The sequence below is a fragment of the Exiguobacterium sp. s145 genome (assembly GCF_018618835.1).
GTDB lineage: Bacteria > Bacillota > Bacilli > Exiguobacteriales > Exiguobacteriaceae > Exiguobacterium_A > Exiguobacterium_A artemiae.
Window position 1 is genome coordinate 39,957 of the sequence record NZ_JACSMV010000020.1, and the last position, 15,823, is coordinate 55,779.

The following is a 15,823-nucleotide window of genomic DNA, read 5'->3' on the forward strand; positions in this document are numbered from 1 at the left end:
ACGTGCAGCATGAAACAGGCGGACTCCGAGGAGCCCGCCTGTTTGTTTAGTTTTCTTCGCTATGCGCGACGACCTTATTCCGTCCCGTCTGTTTCGCTTGATACAATGCCTGATCAGCTTTTTGAACGACTTCAAACGATGTGTCCGCCTGATCCGACGATGCTGCACCAATCGATAACGTGACATGAAACGCCGGATACGTACTGAAGACAAAATGCTGATCGGCACAGGCCAAACGGATTGTTTCGCCAAGCCGAACGGCTTCTTTAAGCGGTGTGTCCGGTAACAGGACAACAAACTCTTCGCCGCCGTAACGTCCGACAACGGCTTCGTCGGGACTACAGTGTTGCAACAGATGACTAAGTTGACGCAAGACGACGTCACCCCCGTCATGTCCGTACGTATCGTTCACCGATTTAAAAAAGTCGATGTCGACAATCAGAACGGAAAACGCAAATCCATGTTTGTCATAGTGAGACAGCGTCTCATCCAGTTTCCGCCGGTTGGCAAGATTCGTCAGGCCATCCGTCAAAGCAAGTTCCTGTTGCATCTGAACGAACTGGAAATGTTTCCGTAGTTCCTGCAGGAAACGATACGTCACGTAGCCGCCCAATAACATGAAAATGATGTAGACCAAGGCGATTTCAAGAAACCGGTTAAACGTCTCCGTTAATAGATAAAGAGCAGGTAAACTGTAGCCGATCCCAATACCGATCAAGACTAAATAATCTTTGAGTGTATGCGACGCAAATCGACGGTAAATGCTTGCCGTGATAAGTAAAGCGATACAAATTAAACCGGTCAGGAGCAACCCTTCGTAAGCCCCCGGCGGCGTGACGGCAAACCGGGCGCCAATAATCGCTAGCGTCGTAATGCCGCCACTGACCCACCCCCCGTAATAAAACGCCGTGACAAGCGCGACAAGCCGTAAATCAATTTTGGCGCCATCATACGTAATGCTGTTGAGGACAAGCAATACACTGATAAATCCGGCAATGAATCCGACCAAAATACGAAGCTTGACCGGTGAAGCCGGTGAAATTCGTTTGACGTGGCGTAATGGTAAAAAGGCAAATAACAGTGAGGTGATCAATAACGAAAAATTTAACAGAAACTGATTAAACTGACTCAACATGCTGTACGCTCCTTACGTAAAACAAATTCCTTATACGTTATAGTTCTTTATCGGACTGTTTCTTACCTGTTTCAAGTAGCTTAACAGGTTTCCATTTTTTTCATCAGGGAATCACTTCAAAGAGACCGTTTCTACTTCATAAGGGGGTAATCGCATCATGGATATGAAAGAGGAAAAAAAGAAAAGCAAGATGCCGTTCTTCGTCATTCTTGTCATTATCATTTTTGTCGCCGTCGCCGCTGCCCTGATTATTTATGTCACGTCAGAACCAAAAGAAGAAACACAACAGCTCCTGCAGATGACGACCAGTTTCGTCTCGACTTACCTGTCGCATGCCAGCTGACAGTGGACATCCTCGGATGTCCTTTTTTGTGCGCTGAACCTTTACAAGAACGCTACGTTACCTTCATAAATTATGCCTCCTTCCTTTCCGATAGGAAGCATGGAGGCGATAAAACAAATGAAGCAACCTACACAGAAAAAAAGACTCTTGGCCCAACAATTAAACAACTGGCTGATCCCGATCGTCGCGGCGGGACTGTTACTGATCAGTGCTTTAAGCGTTGAAGAACTCTACCGCGCGTCGACGAAGTCCGTCAGCGAACGGTTTGAACGCGAAATGACGATGCTTGATGCCAATATCCGCTCCATCTACTTGGCGTATCCGGAAGACGAACAGGAACGGACACGCGCCATCAAACGATTAAAAAATCAACAGCTCGCCGATATGGCAAGGGACGAGTACGATGCGGCCATTCAGTCGCTCGCAACTAAAAACGTAGCTATTCAACCGTTGGCGTTGACGGCACAACAAAAAAAAGACGTGACGCAACAATTGAAGAAAGCACGCGTCATGACGTTTACGAGTAACGACCGGTTCGTTCTCGCCATGTCGATTCCGGAAGTAAATGATGTCCTGTTCTTATCGGTCGATCAGGAACGGTTGGTCGCACCCGCTAAGGCACTGGCCTTGAAACTCGGTGTGCTCGGAATCATTGTCCTCTGTTTCGTCAGTCTGTTGATCCGTGCCCGAATCAAAAAACAACTGGCTCCGCTGTCGGTCTTGTCCTTAAAGATTGAAGAGGCATATGCACGGCGGACCTATCAACCGATCAGCATCAAAACGACGACGTTTGAATTACAGCAATTGACGCACCAATACAACCAACTGATGCAGCAAGTCGGGAACTTGACGCAAGAAATCGCAATTGCGAGCGAACGACTGGAGGCAACTCAACCCGGTTTTTCGTCCCAACTCGCATCGATTGATGAATCTATCGTTGACGTCCATCAAGTGGCGACGTCGTTGACGGACCAGTCGACGCAGATGGAACAAATCATCACGGAATCCGGGCAACTGTTGACGACCTCGATTGAAGCACTCGCGACGATGGACGAGTCGATCCAAACGAGCCATCAACGGGTCAGCTCCTTTAATGACGAAGCGACGACGAGTCATCGAATCCTCGACTCATTGCAACAGGATACAACGTTATTACGGACCCTGTCTGTCAACACGTCACAGTCACTGGAAGAAGCGACCGAACGCAATCAACAAATGCATGCCTCGATCCTCTACATCCAACAGGTGGCGGAAGCGACACGCCGCTTATCGCTGAATGCCTTGATTGAAGCAACACGAGCAGGCGAAGAAGGGCGCGGTTTCGTCATCGTCGCCAAGGAAGTCGAGTCACTTGCGCTCGACATCAAACGAAGTATCGATCACATCAACCAGGCGAACCGGGATTTGACGGCCAGCATCGGGCAGATCGAACAAGATGTTGTCCAGATGACGACCCAAATCGAGACGACACACGAACAGCTTGAACAGAGCACCCGACGGATTGCTTCCGTCCTTGATCATGCCCAACAGATTGAAGCCGCGCTCGTCCAGGTCGAGACGGACCGTACGCTCGTCTATTCGGTACAGCCGCAGATTCGGCAACACTTCCAACTGATTGAAACGATTCTGCTTGAGCTGACCCACTACAGCCAATCACTCGAAGCAAATATTCAGGCCAACAGTACCCGGCAACAGGAACTGAAACAGCACGGTCACATCATCGGTGAACAAATTGAGTCTCTTAACAGGACGATTGTCGGTCCGTCCCAGTAAAGACGAACAGACCCCGTGCCAAAAGCACAGGGTTTGTTTTTTGTTTAACTAATATACTGGGCTTCCTTCTTATCGATGATGTTACGGATCCGGTTTTCCGTCACCTGATACGCCATCGCTAACCGGCGAATCGACTGTCCTGCTTGATAGCGGTAGCGGATGTCCCGAATCTGCCGCGGCGACAATTCGATATGTTGCGTCAATAACAAGTCGAACTCGTCGAGGAGCGACGCATACGCTTGACTCACAGACGGTTTGACGGTCAGATTATCGATCTGATCGTTTAGACGATCACCGTCCGCCCGGATAATCCGGTCGTGCACGGCCTCGGAATCGAGAAACGCCTTGGCGACAAGCTCGGCAACATAAAACCGTTCTCCCCGTCCTTGTTTGTACAACGTCACTTTCCGGTAGCCTTCCTGATTGATCCGCGGTCGCAAGACAACGCCATGTCGCCGTTGTTTAACACCACGACTCGTCTCGATGATCCGGTCGAGCGAGCGGACATTCCCCGCTGTTGAAACTTGATACATCCCTTCATAACCGTCTACCATCTTCCAGTGTTCCATATAATCAATGACCTCCATTCGGTCGAAAAAACAGCAACATTTCCTATTGCCATTATATCATTTTACGAACAAACGTTCTAATAGGAACACTCCGGATTTCTGTGCTAGTATTAACAAAAAAAGGAAGAGGTGTCAGGGATGAAGTTTGTGATGTTACTTGGTCCGCAAGCCGTCGGCAAGATGACGATTGGTCAGGAACTCGAACAAAAAACGAGCATGAAATTATTCCATAACCATCAGACGATTGACCTGTTGCATCCGTACTTTGACTTTACGAAGCCGGCGCACCATAAGCTGAAGGACTTGATCCGGCGGGAGATGTTTAAAGAGATGGCCGTCAGTGATCTCGAAGGGGTGATCTTTACATTTTTGTGCCTGTTCGGCGTCGAAGGCGGAGGTATCGAATTCATCGAAAAGACCGTTCAACTGTTTGAAGAAGCCGGTGCCGAGGTCTTCATCATTGAACTTGAAGCTGCCCTGTCGACCCGTCTTGCCCGGAATCAGACGGAAAACCGCTTACTACATAAGTTTACGAAACGGGATATTGCCGCGTCGGAAGCGAACTTGCTCGAAACAGCTGAACAATACCGGACGCACTCACTCCCGGGAGAGTTGCCGTATCCGAATTACTTAAGGCTCGATACCGAGGGACGATCAGCCGCCGATAGTGCCGACGCCATTTGCCGACACTTCAACTGGTCGACACGTTTGGTCGAACAATGACCCAGTCCAAGCAGACGTATTTGCCGGTTTTCTTGACGCTTGGTTTGCTTCTGTTCAATATGCTGACTTCCTACCTGCTGAGTGGACGGTTTTTCCCGAATCTCAGCCTGTGGGTACCGATCGGACTCAACCTCCTGGTCGGAATCGGATACATCGTTTTACTGGTGCTTGGGCTTCGATCGGAGAACAGCTACGTCAAATGGTTTAGCATCTTAGCGAACATTGCTTTTTTACTGTCGTTATCCGTCATCACCTTTATGTTGTTACTCGCAAACGGCATTTCAGAGCCTTAATACTGCACACGAAAAACCGTCTGTTCAGAAGCTTATTTTCTGAAGAGACGGTTTTATTTTGATCGATTCAAAAAAATCGTCGACTCCACTCGACTTCTACAGGAAAAGGAAGCGCGCTTCCGTCAGGAACAGGCGAGACCCGGTCGTCCGAGGACGACCGCGGCTTGCGTTCCGCCTGAGAAAAGCGAGTGGTGGAAAGACGATTCTTGGCTCTCTTTGTTTAATGATTTTCACCACTTCAATGCGTCAAGTCACGACGAAAGACTGGACCGTCCTTATAAAATCCATTCTCAAGCCAAATCTCTGCTTCTCCGCCCTCTCCTGTCACGAATGGCAACAGCAACGTCCGCGCGAGATACGAAAGGATGACGGTCAAGGCTTCTTGGATATAGCCGTCACGGTCGGACGGATCAATTGCGTCAGAGCTGAGCTGCTGACCGGTTAATTGAATCAGAGCGACCTGTTCGTTCTCTCTTTTCTTCAGTACCCAGATACATCCGTTGGCAGTATCCGTAGCTGTAATCGATAACCGGGATGTCGTAAAGTCCGGATGGCGACCTTTCATGTTGTTTCCTCCTTCGTGACATCAAACTCCGTCGTCGCATAGGCTTCTCCGTTAATTAAAATCGTCACTTGATGTGTTCCCGGATAATGGACCCGTGTCGTCAAATTCCGGAACGACTGCCGCTTCGCAAACGTCTCCCGTCCCGTTACCTGCCGCTCACTGATCCGAAAGACTTTTTGACTCGTCCCCCGTTTTTTGACGTAGTCGATCGCATATTCAATCCGTAGGACTTGCGGTTCGGTTGTCGTCACGTGAAAGGAAAAAGCCAGTTCTCCGCCAATTGCCAGTGTCGGTGTGACCGTCAGTTCGTCGACGGTCACGGTTCCCCGCGTAACGAGACCAAAGGCTTTTAAGACATCCCGGTGGCCTTGTTTCAACAGAGTTCGTGAGGCATGCCGTAAAATCCAGTCCGTATGCGAATGCGTTCCGAGCCGCTCCAATCGTTCAATGACGAGTTCCGGATGGGTCTTTGCGATATCATTCAAGTGATTGGCAACACTTTTTCGGACGTATAAGGCGTCGTCTTCAAGCAATGAATCGAGAATCGGCAGGACCGGTCGCGGATCGGCAATCAGTGAGGGAATCATCTGTCCCCACGGCAAACGCGGACGGGTTCCTTCCGACGCTAAACGTCGGACATGTTCGTCACTCGACTGACTCCATCGCGTCGCCACCTCTAAAAATCGGTCCTGATCATCGAGCAAAAACCGACGGACGGCAAATTCCGATGTCGAATGCGGTGTTAATCGTTCGAGCGCCAATATAGCCCGGTCCCAGTCGCCGTGTTTCGCCTGAATTTCAATATAATCCGGAAACACAATTCCAGGTAATCCCGGAAAGTCCGGAGCAATCGTCTCGAGCCGGGTCGCCGCCTGTTCAAATTCAGCCGGTACATGATGTTCCAGTCGGGTCGCAATCCGACGGACCCGTTGTTTAAACGCCAGTTCCTCCCAGTCCTCCTGTTGCACCGTTTTTCTGAAATCGGTAGCGTTTAACGCCTTGCCCAACCGGTCGAGCCACTCGTCCGTAAAGACATCTTTAATCAAACTCATCTATGATTCAATCCTCTCTTCGTCCGTTCTAATTTTAATAAAGCCGCTTTTCGTGCCAAGCCGCCGGCGTACCCGCCAAGATCTCCGGTCAGCCGGATGACCCGGTGACAGGGAATGAGAATCGCCAGCTGATTGGCGCCGTTCGCCCGGGCGACGGCGCGGACGGCTGCCGGATTTCCGACACGGACGGCCAGTTCCTGATACGAAATTGTCTCGCCCGCCGGAATTAAACACAATTGCTCCCAGACCTGCCGTTGAAACGGCGTCCCGTAGAGAACGAGCGGAAGATCAAATCGGTCGCGCGTTCCGGCAAAGTATTCTTCCAGTTGAACCGTCACCTGTTCAAACACCGGGGCGTCGCCGGGAATGATCACAGCCCGGGCTGTCAGCCGCAACCGTTCCACTTCCCGTTCCAGTCCGCGTCGATCGACGAACTCGAGTAAATGCAGTCCTCCTTCATCGGCAATCGCCAGCATCGGTCCGAGCGGCGTATCGAGCCACTTCGCCTGCAGATAGGCTCCACTCCAACGTTTCGGTGTCTCGCCCAAAATGCGGGCAAAGGCATCGCGGAAACCGCTGCTCGATTCATAACCGCTTGCCAGTTGGGCCTCGATGACCGGTTGCCCCTTCCGGATTTCCTTCATCGCCAGTCCCATCCGGCGTGACCGAGCATATTCGACGAACGTCATCCCGAATCTTTTTTTGAACTGCCGTCGTGCGGTCGAGGCATCGAGTCCCAGTTCACGAAAGTCGGCGTCTTTGAAGCGTTTTTCGGGATTTGCTTCGACCGCTGCAATCAAGCGGGTGATGACCTCACTGTCCCCCGGGTAAGCGAGCGGTTTACAGCGTAAACACGGCCGGTACGAAGCCAGTAACGCCTCTTTCGCCGTCTCAAAAAACTCACAATTCTCCTGCTTCGGTTTCCGTGCCGGACAGGTCGGCCGGCAAAAAATCCCCGTCGTCTTGACCCCGACAAAAAATGTCCCCTCGTACGAACCATCACGACGGACGAGCGCTTCATAATAATCCGTTTCCGGTAAGGTATTCATCACGTGTCCCTCCCCTTCTTTTCCTCAGTATACCGAGTTTGCCGTTAGTCATGTCGCCGAAAATCAGGCACGGATGTTTTCTTAAGACAAACTTAAGAATTCTCTCCTGTTTGTGAAAGATATGACCTGTATCATCGGTGATATACTTAAGAAGAAAGTAGGTTTCATATGTTTGATTTTTTAAAGGAAGCCATCCAATCACCCAAAACGATTGGCGCGATTGCCCCAAGCAGTCCCCGTTTAGCACAAATGATGGCACAGCGGGCAGTCGCCGATCATCCGGACGTCATCATCGAAGTCGGCGCCGGTGACGGGGCGATTACCCAAGCCCTATTGCGCGCGCGTCACCCGGAAACGACTTATCGGTACGCAGGACCGGCTCATTTGAGCGTTCAAGCTGCCCCGAACCTGTTGCGGCGCTTGATCGAAAATCTTGTACGTAATGCGACACTTCACGGAACAGGTGATTTGTCGTTCGAAGTGCTCCAAGAAAGCGGTCACTTGACCTTCCGTTGCTCCAATGCTATCCCGGAGACCTTAACGCCGCATCAACTGACGGAACTGGCAACCCCTTTCGTCACGTCCGACATGTCACGGTCCAATGGTGGATCCGGCATCGGTCTGTCGATCATCGAACAAATCGTTGCCCGGCACAACGGGACGATGCAACTAACGTCGGAACAAAACCGGTTTATCGTCTCGGTTGTCTTGCCGGATGCTTATAAAGAGGGATGACGGTACAGGATGAACTCAAAAAAATTGAGCTCATCTTTTTTTGTTGTTACTGGTTCGACACTCCTTCGGAAATGGAATTCGATACACTAGAGAATGTCATTCTTTAGGCACAGCCATGAAGGAGCTCCTTACTTATGAAATCATTCAACCGTTCGACCACATATATGCCCGGACTCGATGGTCTGTGTGCGTTCGCTGTCATCGCTGTCATTTTGTACCATCTGTCAGTACCGATGCTGACCGGCGGGTTTCTCGGCGTGGATGTGTTTTTTGTCCTGTCGGGTTACTTGATTACCGGCTTGTTGCTCAGTGAGTGGCAACAGACCGGTCGCATCGATTTAAAACGGTTTTGGGTGCACCGGTTCCGCCGGTTGTTCCCGCCTCTGTTCGTCCTGCTTGTGCTTGTCCTCAGTTATGTCACGTTGTTTGAACGGGACTTGTTGCATTCGCTTCGCCAGGACAGCGTGGCGGCTCTGTTGTATACGACGAACTGGTGGTATATCGTCCATGACGTCTCTTATTTCGAATCGTTCGGCAAACCGTCGCCGATTCAAAACCTGTGGTCGCTTGCGATCGAGGAACAGTTTTACTTGATATTTCCGATCGTGCTCAGTTTTGGACTCGGATCAAAACGGCTGTTGCTCCGGGGAATCGGACTCCTTGCCCTGCTGTCCGCACTCCTGATGGCGATTCTGTTTACGCCGGGTGCGGATCCAAGCCGTGTTTACTACGGGACCGATACCCGGTTGTTTGCCTTGTTGATCGGCAGTCTGCTTGCCTTTGCTTGGCGACCGGAACGGTTCAAGAAAGAGATTCCGTCACGGGGTGTCCGGTTATTGAACGTGACCGGTGCCGTGATTGTCCCGGTGCTTGTTTTGCTGATGCTCGTGACAAGTGAGTACGGTCGTTTTCTGTATTATGGCGGGTTTGTATTTGTCGCTGTTCTTGCGGCGTTACTGATCGCCGTTGTTGCTCATCCGGCGTCTTTTTGGAGCCGGTTGTTCGCCGCCCAGTGGCTGATCGCCATCGGTAAACGGTCATACGGTCTGTATTTATGGCATTTCCCGCTGATCACCTTGATGACGCCAGTTGAACAAACCGGAACATTTTCCTGGCTCCGAAGTCTCGGGATTCTCGTCATCCTGATCGTCGTGACGGAACTGTCCTATCAGTTCGTCGAACGTCCGGTCCGCCGGCTTGGTCTGCTTGGATACATCCGACAATTTCAGATTCACCCGCGGACCTTCCGGCAGTTTTCCCGGACGAAGTGGGTCTCTGTTTCCATCGCCAGTCTGCTTCTCCTCAGCTTCATCGGGAATTTATCGATTCTTGCCGTATCGGACGAACCGGCTCAACAATCGATTCCGACAGTCGCGGCGCCGCATAAAAAACCGGCATCGCTTATCAAAAAACCGACGAATCCGGTGCCTGAGAAACGCACACGCTCGATGTGCCGCCCGACCCTTGCGATCGGCGATTCGGTGCTGCTCGGGGTCGAAGATTATCTCGGCAGTACACTTCAACACGTGACAGTCGATGCCAAGCTCGGACGTCAGCTCCGGGAAGCCATTCCGCTCAGCACGAAGTATGCGGCGTACAATCAAACCGACCATCAAGTCATCCTGCACCTCGGGACAAACGGCAGTTTCCGTCCCGAGCAATTAGAGGAGCTGCTCGACCGGTTCGCACATGCCGATCAGGTGTACCTCGTGACGACGCGGGTGCCGCGTCCCTGGGAACAGGAGGTCAACACGATGCTGAAACAAGCAGCCGAACGCAAACGAGTATCACTCATTGACTGGCATGCCGTCGCCGTCAAGCATCCGTCGTACTTTGAACAGGACGGTGTCCACTTGAACATCAAAGGTGCCCGGGCCTACTCGAAGCTGCTTGCCAAAGCGACAGGGTGCGCGACCACCACAAAATGACAGAACACAGCCACCATTCTCCGATCGTTGAGAAGGTGGCTGTTTTAGAGCGTATACACGAGTCCGATGTAGAGCAGGCTGACACCAAGGAGACAGAACAGACTGCCGAGCAGAAACGGCAGGCGTTTTTGATAGGTCAACAGCAACAATCCGATACTGACGCAACCCGATAAGAGCAGGACACGGTTCGACCAAAGAATCGGCTTGACTGCTCCAAGCGTGTTCAAATCCGGCGGTTCTAGATTACTGAGGGTCGCTGTCGCAAGAAACACACAACAGAGGATCAGACTCTCAAAGCGTAGACCGTGCCGCGGATCAACATCCGGTTCCTTCTGTAACCGCCTTTTGACGAGTGTCCCGTTGATAAACGCATAACCGAGCAAAGGAATCAGCAACAAGTGTTTCCACAGCAATGCCTGTCCGTACGGAACGTTCCAGGCATTGCTGTACTCGCTTAACGGAACACTTTGACGCATCACGAAGAAGCCGGTCACGATGACCCCTAAAAACGTCAATTGGGCGAACGGACTGAACCAGCGTAAAAACGACAACCAGTGGTTAGAGTCCCGGGCACACCAACCGATGACGAATACGACTCCAACCCACAACGCCATCAGGCTAAAATGACTGGTCTGTAACACAAGCCCCGGCAGGCCATGCTTCGCTGCGGCGTGACTGGTTCCGGAAATTCCCAGAAACAGCGGGATTGTCACACCGAGCAGCAACCACCGTTTGATGAGCCGGATTCGTTTCATGAACACGATGATGAGTGCCACGAGTGCTGAAAAATACACCATCAAAAAATACGTACCGATCCGGACATCAAATAAGCTTGCCCGTAACGCTTCACGGAAGGATAAGTCCATTTCCTGCTGAAAATAAGAATATACACGCCACAACGGAAGGACGGATCCAATTACAATGCTGATGAGAGCGGCACACGCAAGACCGTCTAATGAACCGATTGTCGGTTTTTTATCTTCTGCCACAAACAGAAGCAGGAGCCGACCTGCCCAAAGTGCCCCACCAATATAGATGAGCAGTTCACTGATGATGCCACTCATGATCGTTTTTGACGACGGAGCAGGAAGAACGTGATGATGATTGCCAAAACCAAAACAGCCACGAGCCAAGGTAAGAACGTCGGGAACAGTCCCGGTTCGACGGTTTCTGTTGATTCGGTTGGAACGATGCTTGATTGTTGCGGTTCTGGTTTTGTTGCTTCCACTTGATCGTCCGTCGCATCGCTTGACGCAACAGCTGCTTTTACGTCAAAACGAATGGTGCCTCCGACCGGATGTCCATCTTCCGAAATCAATTTCCAGCGTATGAGATACGTTCCGCTTTCGAGTTTTTGTTGAACGGCTGCACTCCATTCATTACCGATGATCAGGGGTTTCTCAAGTGAAATCACGTCACCTTGAGCTGTTTTCAGTTCGACCGTACTGGTTTTTTCAATCGCCGTATCGAAATTCAAACGGATTTTTGTTAAGTCTCCTTTGATGACTTCCCCTTCTGCAGGATTTGAATTCTTTAGACTCGTGTGAGCCGAGACCGAAAACGGCTGAACGACGAATAAAACCAGAATAAACAGCACAAACCATTTGATTTTCATCGTAAACTCCTCCTTTGACCGAAAATGTGTAGAAAAAGACCCGCTGTTTCCAGCGGGTTCGGTTGTCCGATTAGTGTTGTGAGCGACGTCCGCGGAGTCCAAAGAATCCGAGGATTGAAGCAGCTGCGATTCCAAGTAATGACCAGAGGATACCGTTTGAAGATTGCGATTCCGCTGTTCCACCAAGACCAGTATTCGGCATACCGGCCGGCGCACCTTTGAATTTATCCGGGAACTGATCGACGATAGCTGTCGCCGTTCCTTCACCGACTCCGTACATGTGACCGTATGCTTCACGGATCGCCGGGTACGTTTTGTCGTAGTCTTTTTCATTGTAGCTGTTGAAGGCGAGTAACAATTGATCGATGTGGACCTTTAATCCCTCTTCGAGATCTTTTGATTTCAGACGACCTTCTGTAGAAGCATCCAGGAAGGCGGCCTGTTCCACACTGTAATCATCCAGTTCTTTGACGGCCATGTCGCGGGCTTGATCGTCTTTCGCACCTGTTGCTTTCACGTAATCCACAAAGTAACCGATGTGACTCGACCAGATTTTCTTGAATTGTTGCGCGGCTTCACTGCCGTAGACAGAGCCGATTGAGGCTGTCAGATCGTCTGTGTTTTCACCAAGTGCTCCTGCTGCCGCATCAAAGTCCTTCGCTCCGTCGATTCCTTTTTGCATCGCGAGGACAGCGAGTGCCGCATGTTCCGAGAAGTTCCGGTTCAGTCCGGCACGGAGGTCGGCAGCCGGTGTATCGACTTTTGTATTTTTGAATTTATCCGGATACTGCGTAACGATGGCGCCCGATAATCCTTCTCCGACCATGTACATATGCTCGATCGCTTTTCGCATGTTGCTGTAGGCAGCGTCATAATCACCGGCGACGTAGCTGTCGAATGAAGTCAACAATTGCGTGATATGGACTTTTAATCCACCTTCTAGATCTGCTGCTTTCAAGCGGCCTTCCGTCGCTTTATCGAGGAAAGCGGCCTGTTCGACGCGGTATTCATCGAGTTCCTTCAACGCTTTTTGTTTCGCGTCTTCATCTTTAGCGCCTGTTGCTTTCACATAATCCACGAAGTAGCCGATATGGCTCGACCAAATCTTTTTGAACGCTTCGCCGGCTTCATCCCCGTAGACGGATCCGACAGCGGCCGATAAGTCATCCGTATTTTGATTCAGCGCTGCAGCTGCCTGATCAAAATCTTTTTTGCCGTCAATGCCTTTTTGCATGGCGACAACAGCGAGATACGCATGTTCAGATAGAAGCTGATCGAGCGTCGCTCGCAAATCCGATGCGGGAGACGAGACATCTAGAGATACTTTGCCTGAACTGTGGGACATCTTGCTATGATCTTCATGACCATGGGCACTGACGCCTGCTGCCGGAATCAATAATGCGGCACTGAGTGGGACGGCGAGATACGACTTTTTCATCTTCATCTTATGAACACCCCTTTGTTTTTTTAAACTACACACAGATAACGTAAGGAGTTCACAAATAGTTTTATGTTTTTAATTTTTTTATTCTAAATATTTTTATTCGAAAAACAAATACTTTTAACTTCAGATTTCCATAAAAAAAAACAGGATGATGGATTCAAATCCATTACCCTGTTTGACTGTTCTATTTTTTTAATGATGATGCCCGCTGCTTCCACCAGCCGGTTTCGCACCGCCTTGCAAGATTTTTAAGTCGTTGGCGGACAGTTGACCGACAATAAACTGTCTGGTCGGCATAATCATCGCCCCGTTACTGCTGGCATGGACCTTGATGTAATACAGACCTTCCTTCGGCAATTTCTTCTCAATCGAGTAAACTCCCGGTTTCGTTTCATCTGCCGGTTCCATACTGTACCGAAGTGTTCCATCTGCTTTCCAGATTTCAAAATGGACATATTCCGCTTCTTTAATTGCTTTTTGATCCTGCCACAGTGTCGCTCCGAATCGGTACTGTTTTTCCTGATCAGCTTTCAGTACTTTCGGAATTTCAAACTTTACAGACAGCGGTGCTGAGACTGCGTAATGTTCTGCCGCGTCAGACGTAACACTACATCCTGCAAGACCGGTACTGGTGACAATCAGTCCACTTACTAAAAGACCTTGGATGGACTTACGCATTCAAAAACCTCCTTAGAACCGCAATTCGCCGGATGATGATGAAATCCACCAGCCAGACCACAATTAACGACAGACCAACCAGCGGGAACAAGACACCGAGGATAATCAGCACGAGAATAAACCATTTGATGGATTTCGCCGGCGGTCCTTTCGGTGCCCCCATCCCTTTGCCCGGTTTCCGTTTCAACCATAGATAGAATCCACTGACCGCTACCAAGATGATTCCAAGACAAATGGCTAAACTGATCAATTGATTGATCAGACCGAATTCCGTTCCTTTGTGCAGCGTGATACCGAGTGCAACGATTTTACCGACAAGCCCATAGTTAGCAAACCGGTAATCCGCTAAAACAGCACCAGAATATTGATCGAGATGAATCGTCGCTTCATTTTCCGCTTTCGCCGGGTAGGCCGACAGTGTGTAGACACCTGCCGGATCACTCGGAATGCTGATCGCGAAGCTTGGATCCATCCCCTGTTGTTTGGCGATTGATACAATGTCATCGATTGATGCCGGAACAAGTCCTTCGACGTTTGATTTCGGCACGTCAAGCGTCTCCGCTGCCCACGGGACTTCTGCCACATCTTTCGTTTGAACGGCTGATACCGGCGCATCTCCTCCCCAAATCGATGGTGGATAACCAAGTCCTTGATTGGTTGCAACTGATTGGAAATTGGCGCCCCAAAAACCGGACCACGGCAATCCCGTCAAAATCAGGAATAACATCCCGGCCGTAATCCAAAAGGCCGGCACCGCGTGCAAATCACGTCGGAAGATTTTTTTCCCCTGGCGCAGACGCGGAATCAAGACACCACTCCAACCGGCTGCTTTTTTACGCGGGAACCATAAAAATAATCCTGTTACGATTAAGACAATCGCCCAACAGGCAACAAGTTCAACGATCCGGTCTCCGATTGTCCCGGCCATCAATTCGCCGTGGATTTCTTCGACTTTATTCATGATCCGGTCATCATCCGCCAGTTCGCCGATAATTTTTCCGGTGTACGGATTGATGAAGACCGTCGACGAGGCCTCTGCCGTCGCAATCTTCACTTCACTCGACCGTGCATCGGTTTCTCCGGGGCGGTACTTCGTAATACTTGCGTCCGGATAGTTTGCTTTGACAGCATTGATTTGTGCCGTCGCTGAAATCCGGTTTTCTTGCGGTGTCACTTCATAATACTTCTGATATAACACATTCTCGATTTGTGGTTTGAATAAGTAAATCGATCCCGTCACGGCAAGCATGACAAGAAATGGTGCAAAAATCAGTCCGGCATAAAAGTGCCAGCGCCAAACCGTCCGGTAAAATGATGATGCGGAACGGTTTTCCGTTTTCTGTTCTGTTCCCCTCGTCTCGAGTTGATTCATGTTCAATCCCCGCTTCTTCGTTAAGTAGATGTTCTCATGACAATATGTAAGATGAGTTATGATGGCACACGTGTTGTCACGAGTCTGCTGTCTTATTCTACGTGTTCTTTTCTCTCCCCACCCCTTCAGTGAGTTCAGTTTTCCGTACATCCGTGAAAAATATGTCCAGCTGGTGAACGCTTATTAAGTATAAGCGGTTACACAATTTGCGGACCGCTGACACTATGGCGATTTTTTGCCAATCCGGTGATATCTCTGCGTGTTAATTAAGTAGTTGCTTCGTTAAATTCCACACAATAATTTCGTACATATAATAAGAAAACACTTAGTTTCTTTGCAAGTGAGTTAAATGATTTTGAATTTTTTTCATATTTTTTAATCTTTTTTAAATCCAATTCAAAACCGGGTGCGTATGCTGTTCAGAACGATGAGGAAATGAATTACCAGATTGGTTAAAATAAACACCCAAATTTGAGAGGATGAGACAAGATGAAAAACACGAAAAAATTCGCAGCAACAGCCATGGCAGCAGCACTCGTATTACCAGGA

General features: G+C 49.9%; 16 protein-coding genes. 6 read left to right on the top strand and 10 right to left on the bottom strand.

Annotated features, from left to right (window positions below):
- Positions 1-46: 46 nt before the first annotated feature.
- A complete protein-coding gene (locus KNQ07_RS13135) occupies positions 47-1,135 on the bottom strand; it encodes a GGDEF domain-containing protein (protein WP_214767188.1) in 1,089 nt (362 codons plus the stop codon).
- A gap of 157 nt (positions 1,136-1,292) precedes the next feature.
- On the opposite strand from KNQ07_RS13135, the gene KNQ07_RS13140 reads away from it, so the two are divergent.
- Positions 1,293-1,478, top strand: coding sequence for a hypothetical protein (locus tag KNQ07_RS13140; protein ID WP_214767190.1), 186 nt, complete (start codon positions 1,293-1,295; stop codon positions 1,476-1,478).
- A 117-nt stretch (positions 1,479-1,595) separates the two neighbouring features.
- The gene (locus KNQ07_RS13145; protein WP_214767192.1) at positions 1,596-3,251 is read left to right on the top strand and encodes a methyl-accepting chemotaxis protein; all 1,656 of its coding nucleotides are present in this window, start codon (positions 1,596-1,598) and stop codon (positions 3,249-3,251) included.
- Between the two features lie 44 nt (positions 3,252-3,295).
- On the opposite strand, the gene KNQ07_RS13150 is transcribed toward KNQ07_RS13145, so the two are convergent.
- Entirely contained in the window at positions 3,296-3,820 is a 525-nt protein-coding gene (locus KNQ07_RS13150; protein WP_188005045.1) for an NUMOD4 domain-containing protein, read from the bottom strand.
- Positions 3,821-3,958: 138 nt separating this feature from the next.
- Between KNQ07_RS13150 and KNQ07_RS13155 the strand changes: the two genes are divergently transcribed.
- The gene (locus KNQ07_RS13155) at positions 3,959-4,543 is read left to right on the top strand and encodes a DEAD/DEAH box helicase family protein (protein WP_214767194.1); all 585 of its coding nucleotides are present in this window, start codon (positions 3,959-3,961) and stop codon (positions 4,541-4,543) included.
- A complete protein-coding gene (locus KNQ07_RS13160) occupies positions 4,501-4,836 on the top strand; it encodes a hypothetical protein (protein WP_251139554.1) in 336 nt (111 codons plus the stop codon). Before KNQ07_RS13155 ends, KNQ07_RS13160 begins: the two co-directional genes overlap by 43 nt.
- Positions 4,837-5,074: 238 nt before the next feature.
- Here the strand turns inward: KNQ07_RS13160 and KNQ07_RS13165 are convergent, their stop codons facing one another.
- The 3 genes from KNQ07_RS13165 to KNQ07_RS13175 are packed head-to-tail and all read right to left on the bottom strand — an operon-like array spanning position 5,075 to position 7,502.
- The gene (locus KNQ07_RS13165) at positions 5,075-5,401 is read right to left on the bottom strand and encodes a hypothetical protein (RefSeq protein ID WP_012369205.1); all 327 of its coding nucleotides are present in this window, start codon (positions 5,399-5,401) and stop codon (positions 5,075-5,077) included.
- Positions 5,398-6,453, bottom strand: a complete 1,056-nt coding sequence (locus tag KNQ07_RS13170) for a DNA alkylation repair protein (RefSeq protein ID WP_214767196.1) — start codon at positions 6,451-6,453, stop codon at positions 5,398-5,400. The genes KNQ07_RS13165 and KNQ07_RS13170 overlap by 4 nt, the downstream gene beginning before the upstream one ends.
- Entirely contained in the window at positions 6,450-7,502 is a 1,053-nt protein-coding gene (locus KNQ07_RS13175) for a bifunctional transcriptional activator/DNA repair enzyme AdaA (RefSeq protein ID WP_214767198.1), read from the bottom strand. Before KNQ07_RS13175 ends, KNQ07_RS13170 begins: the two co-directional genes overlap by 4 nt.
- Before the next feature lie 168 nt (positions 7,503-7,670).
- Between KNQ07_RS13175 and KNQ07_RS13180 the strand changes: the two genes are divergently transcribed.
- Together KNQ07_RS13180 and KNQ07_RS13185 are read left to right on the top strand one after the other, a co-directional pair.
- Positions 7,671-8,237, top strand: coding sequence for a sensor histidine kinase (locus KNQ07_RS13180; protein WP_012369202.1), 567 nt, complete (start codon positions 7,671-7,673; stop codon positions 8,235-8,237).
- Positions 8,238-8,371: 134 nt separating this feature from the next.
- Positions 8,372-10,165 carry an acyltransferase family protein gene (locus tag KNQ07_RS13185; protein WP_214767200.1) on the top strand — a complete coding sequence of 598 codons (1,794 nt, stop codon included), beginning with the start codon at positions 8,372-8,374 and terminating at the stop codon, positions 10,163-10,165.
- A 44-nt stretch (positions 10,166-10,209) separates the two neighbouring features.
- Here KNQ07_RS13185 and KNQ07_RS13190 read toward each other — a convergent pair whose 3' ends face one another.
- The 5 genes from KNQ07_RS13190 to KNQ07_RS13210 form a co-directional block, all read right to left on the bottom strand.
- Positions 10,210-11,298: a copper resistance D family protein gene (locus KNQ07_RS13190; RefSeq protein WP_214767202.1), complete on the bottom strand. Its 1,089-nt coding sequence runs from the start codon at positions 11,296-11,298 to the stop codon at positions 10,210-10,212.
- Positions 11,226-11,780: a copper resistance CopC family protein gene (locus tag KNQ07_RS13195; protein WP_214767204.1), complete on the bottom strand. Its 555-nt coding sequence runs from the start codon at positions 11,778-11,780 to the stop codon at positions 11,226-11,228. The genes KNQ07_RS13190 and KNQ07_RS13195 overlap by 73 nt, the downstream gene beginning before the upstream one ends.
- Before the next feature lie 70 nt (positions 11,781-11,850).
- Positions 11,851-13,224, bottom strand: a complete 1,374-nt coding sequence (locus KNQ07_RS13200; RefSeq protein WP_214767206.1) for a copper amine oxidase — start codon at positions 13,222-13,224, stop codon at positions 11,851-11,853.
- Between the two features lie 192 nt (positions 13,225-13,416).
- Complete coding sequence (locus KNQ07_RS13205) at positions 13,417-13,902, bottom strand: FixH family protein (protein ID WP_214767208.1); 486 nt, start codon at positions 13,900-13,902, stop codon at positions 13,417-13,419.
- A complete protein-coding gene (locus KNQ07_RS13210) occupies positions 13,895-15,274 on the bottom strand; it encodes a PepSY-associated TM helix domain-containing protein (RefSeq protein ID WP_012369198.1) in 1,380 nt (459 codons plus the stop codon). The genes KNQ07_RS13205 and KNQ07_RS13210 overlap by 8 nt, the downstream gene beginning before the upstream one ends.
- Between the last annotated feature and the right edge of the window lie 549 nt (positions 15,275-15,823).

What these genes read in the sequence shown, in the direction of transcription:
- KNQ07_RS13135 (WP_214767188.1), bottom strand. Translation starts at nt 1,135, where the DNA reads ATGTTGAGTCAGTTTAATCAGTTTCTGTTAAATTTTTCGTTATTGATC.
- KNQ07_RS13140 (WP_214767190.1), top strand. Translation starts at nt 1,293, where the DNA reads ATGGATATGAAAGAGGAAAAAAAGAAAAGCAAGATGCCGTTCTTCGTC.
- KNQ07_RS13145 (WP_214767192.1), top strand. Translation starts at nt 1,596, where the DNA reads ATGAAGCAACCTACACAGAAAAAAAGACTCTTGGCCCAACAATTAAAC.
- KNQ07_RS13150 (WP_188005045.1), bottom strand. Translation starts at nt 3,820, where the DNA reads ATGGAACACTGGAAGATGGTAGACGGTTATGAAGGGATGTATCAAGTT.
- KNQ07_RS13155 (WP_214767194.1), top strand. Translation starts at nt 3,959, where the DNA reads ATGAAGTTTGTGATGTTACTTGGTCCGCAAGCCGTCGGCAAGATGACG.
- KNQ07_RS13165 (WP_012369205.1), bottom strand. Translation starts at nt 5,401, where the DNA reads ATGAAAGGTCGCCATCCGGACTTTACGACATCCCGGTTATCGATTACA.
- KNQ07_RS13170 (WP_214767196.1), bottom strand. Translation starts at nt 6,453, where the DNA reads ATGAGTTTGATTAAAGATGTCTTTACGGACGAGTGGCTCGACCGGTTG.
- KNQ07_RS13175 (WP_214767198.1), bottom strand. Translation starts at nt 7,502, where the DNA reads ATGAATACCTTACCGGAAACGGATTATTATGAAGCGCTCGTCCGTCGT.
- KNQ07_RS13180 (WP_012369202.1), top strand. Translation starts at nt 7,671, where the DNA reads ATGTTTGATTTTTTAAAGGAAGCCATCCAATCACCCAAAACGATTGGC.
- KNQ07_RS13185 (WP_214767200.1), top strand. Translation starts at nt 8,372, where the DNA reads ATGAAATCATTCAACCGTTCGACCACATATATGCCCGGACTCGATGGT.
- KNQ07_RS13195 (WP_214767204.1), bottom strand. Translation starts at nt 11,780, where the DNA reads ATGAAAATCAAATGGTTTGTGCTGTTTATTCTGGTTTTATTCGTCGTT.
- KNQ07_RS13200 (WP_214767206.1), bottom strand. Translation starts at nt 13,224, where the DNA reads ATGAAGATGAAAAAGTCGTATCTCGCCGTCCCACTCAGTGCCGCATTA.
- KNQ07_RS13205 (WP_214767208.1), bottom strand. Translation starts at nt 13,902, where the DNA reads ATGCGTAAGTCCATCCAAGGTCTTTTAGTAAGTGGACTGATTGTCACC.
- KNQ07_RS13210 (WP_012369198.1), bottom strand. Translation starts at nt 15,274, where the DNA reads ATGAATCAACTCGAGACGAGGGGAACAGAACAGAAAACGGAAAACCGT.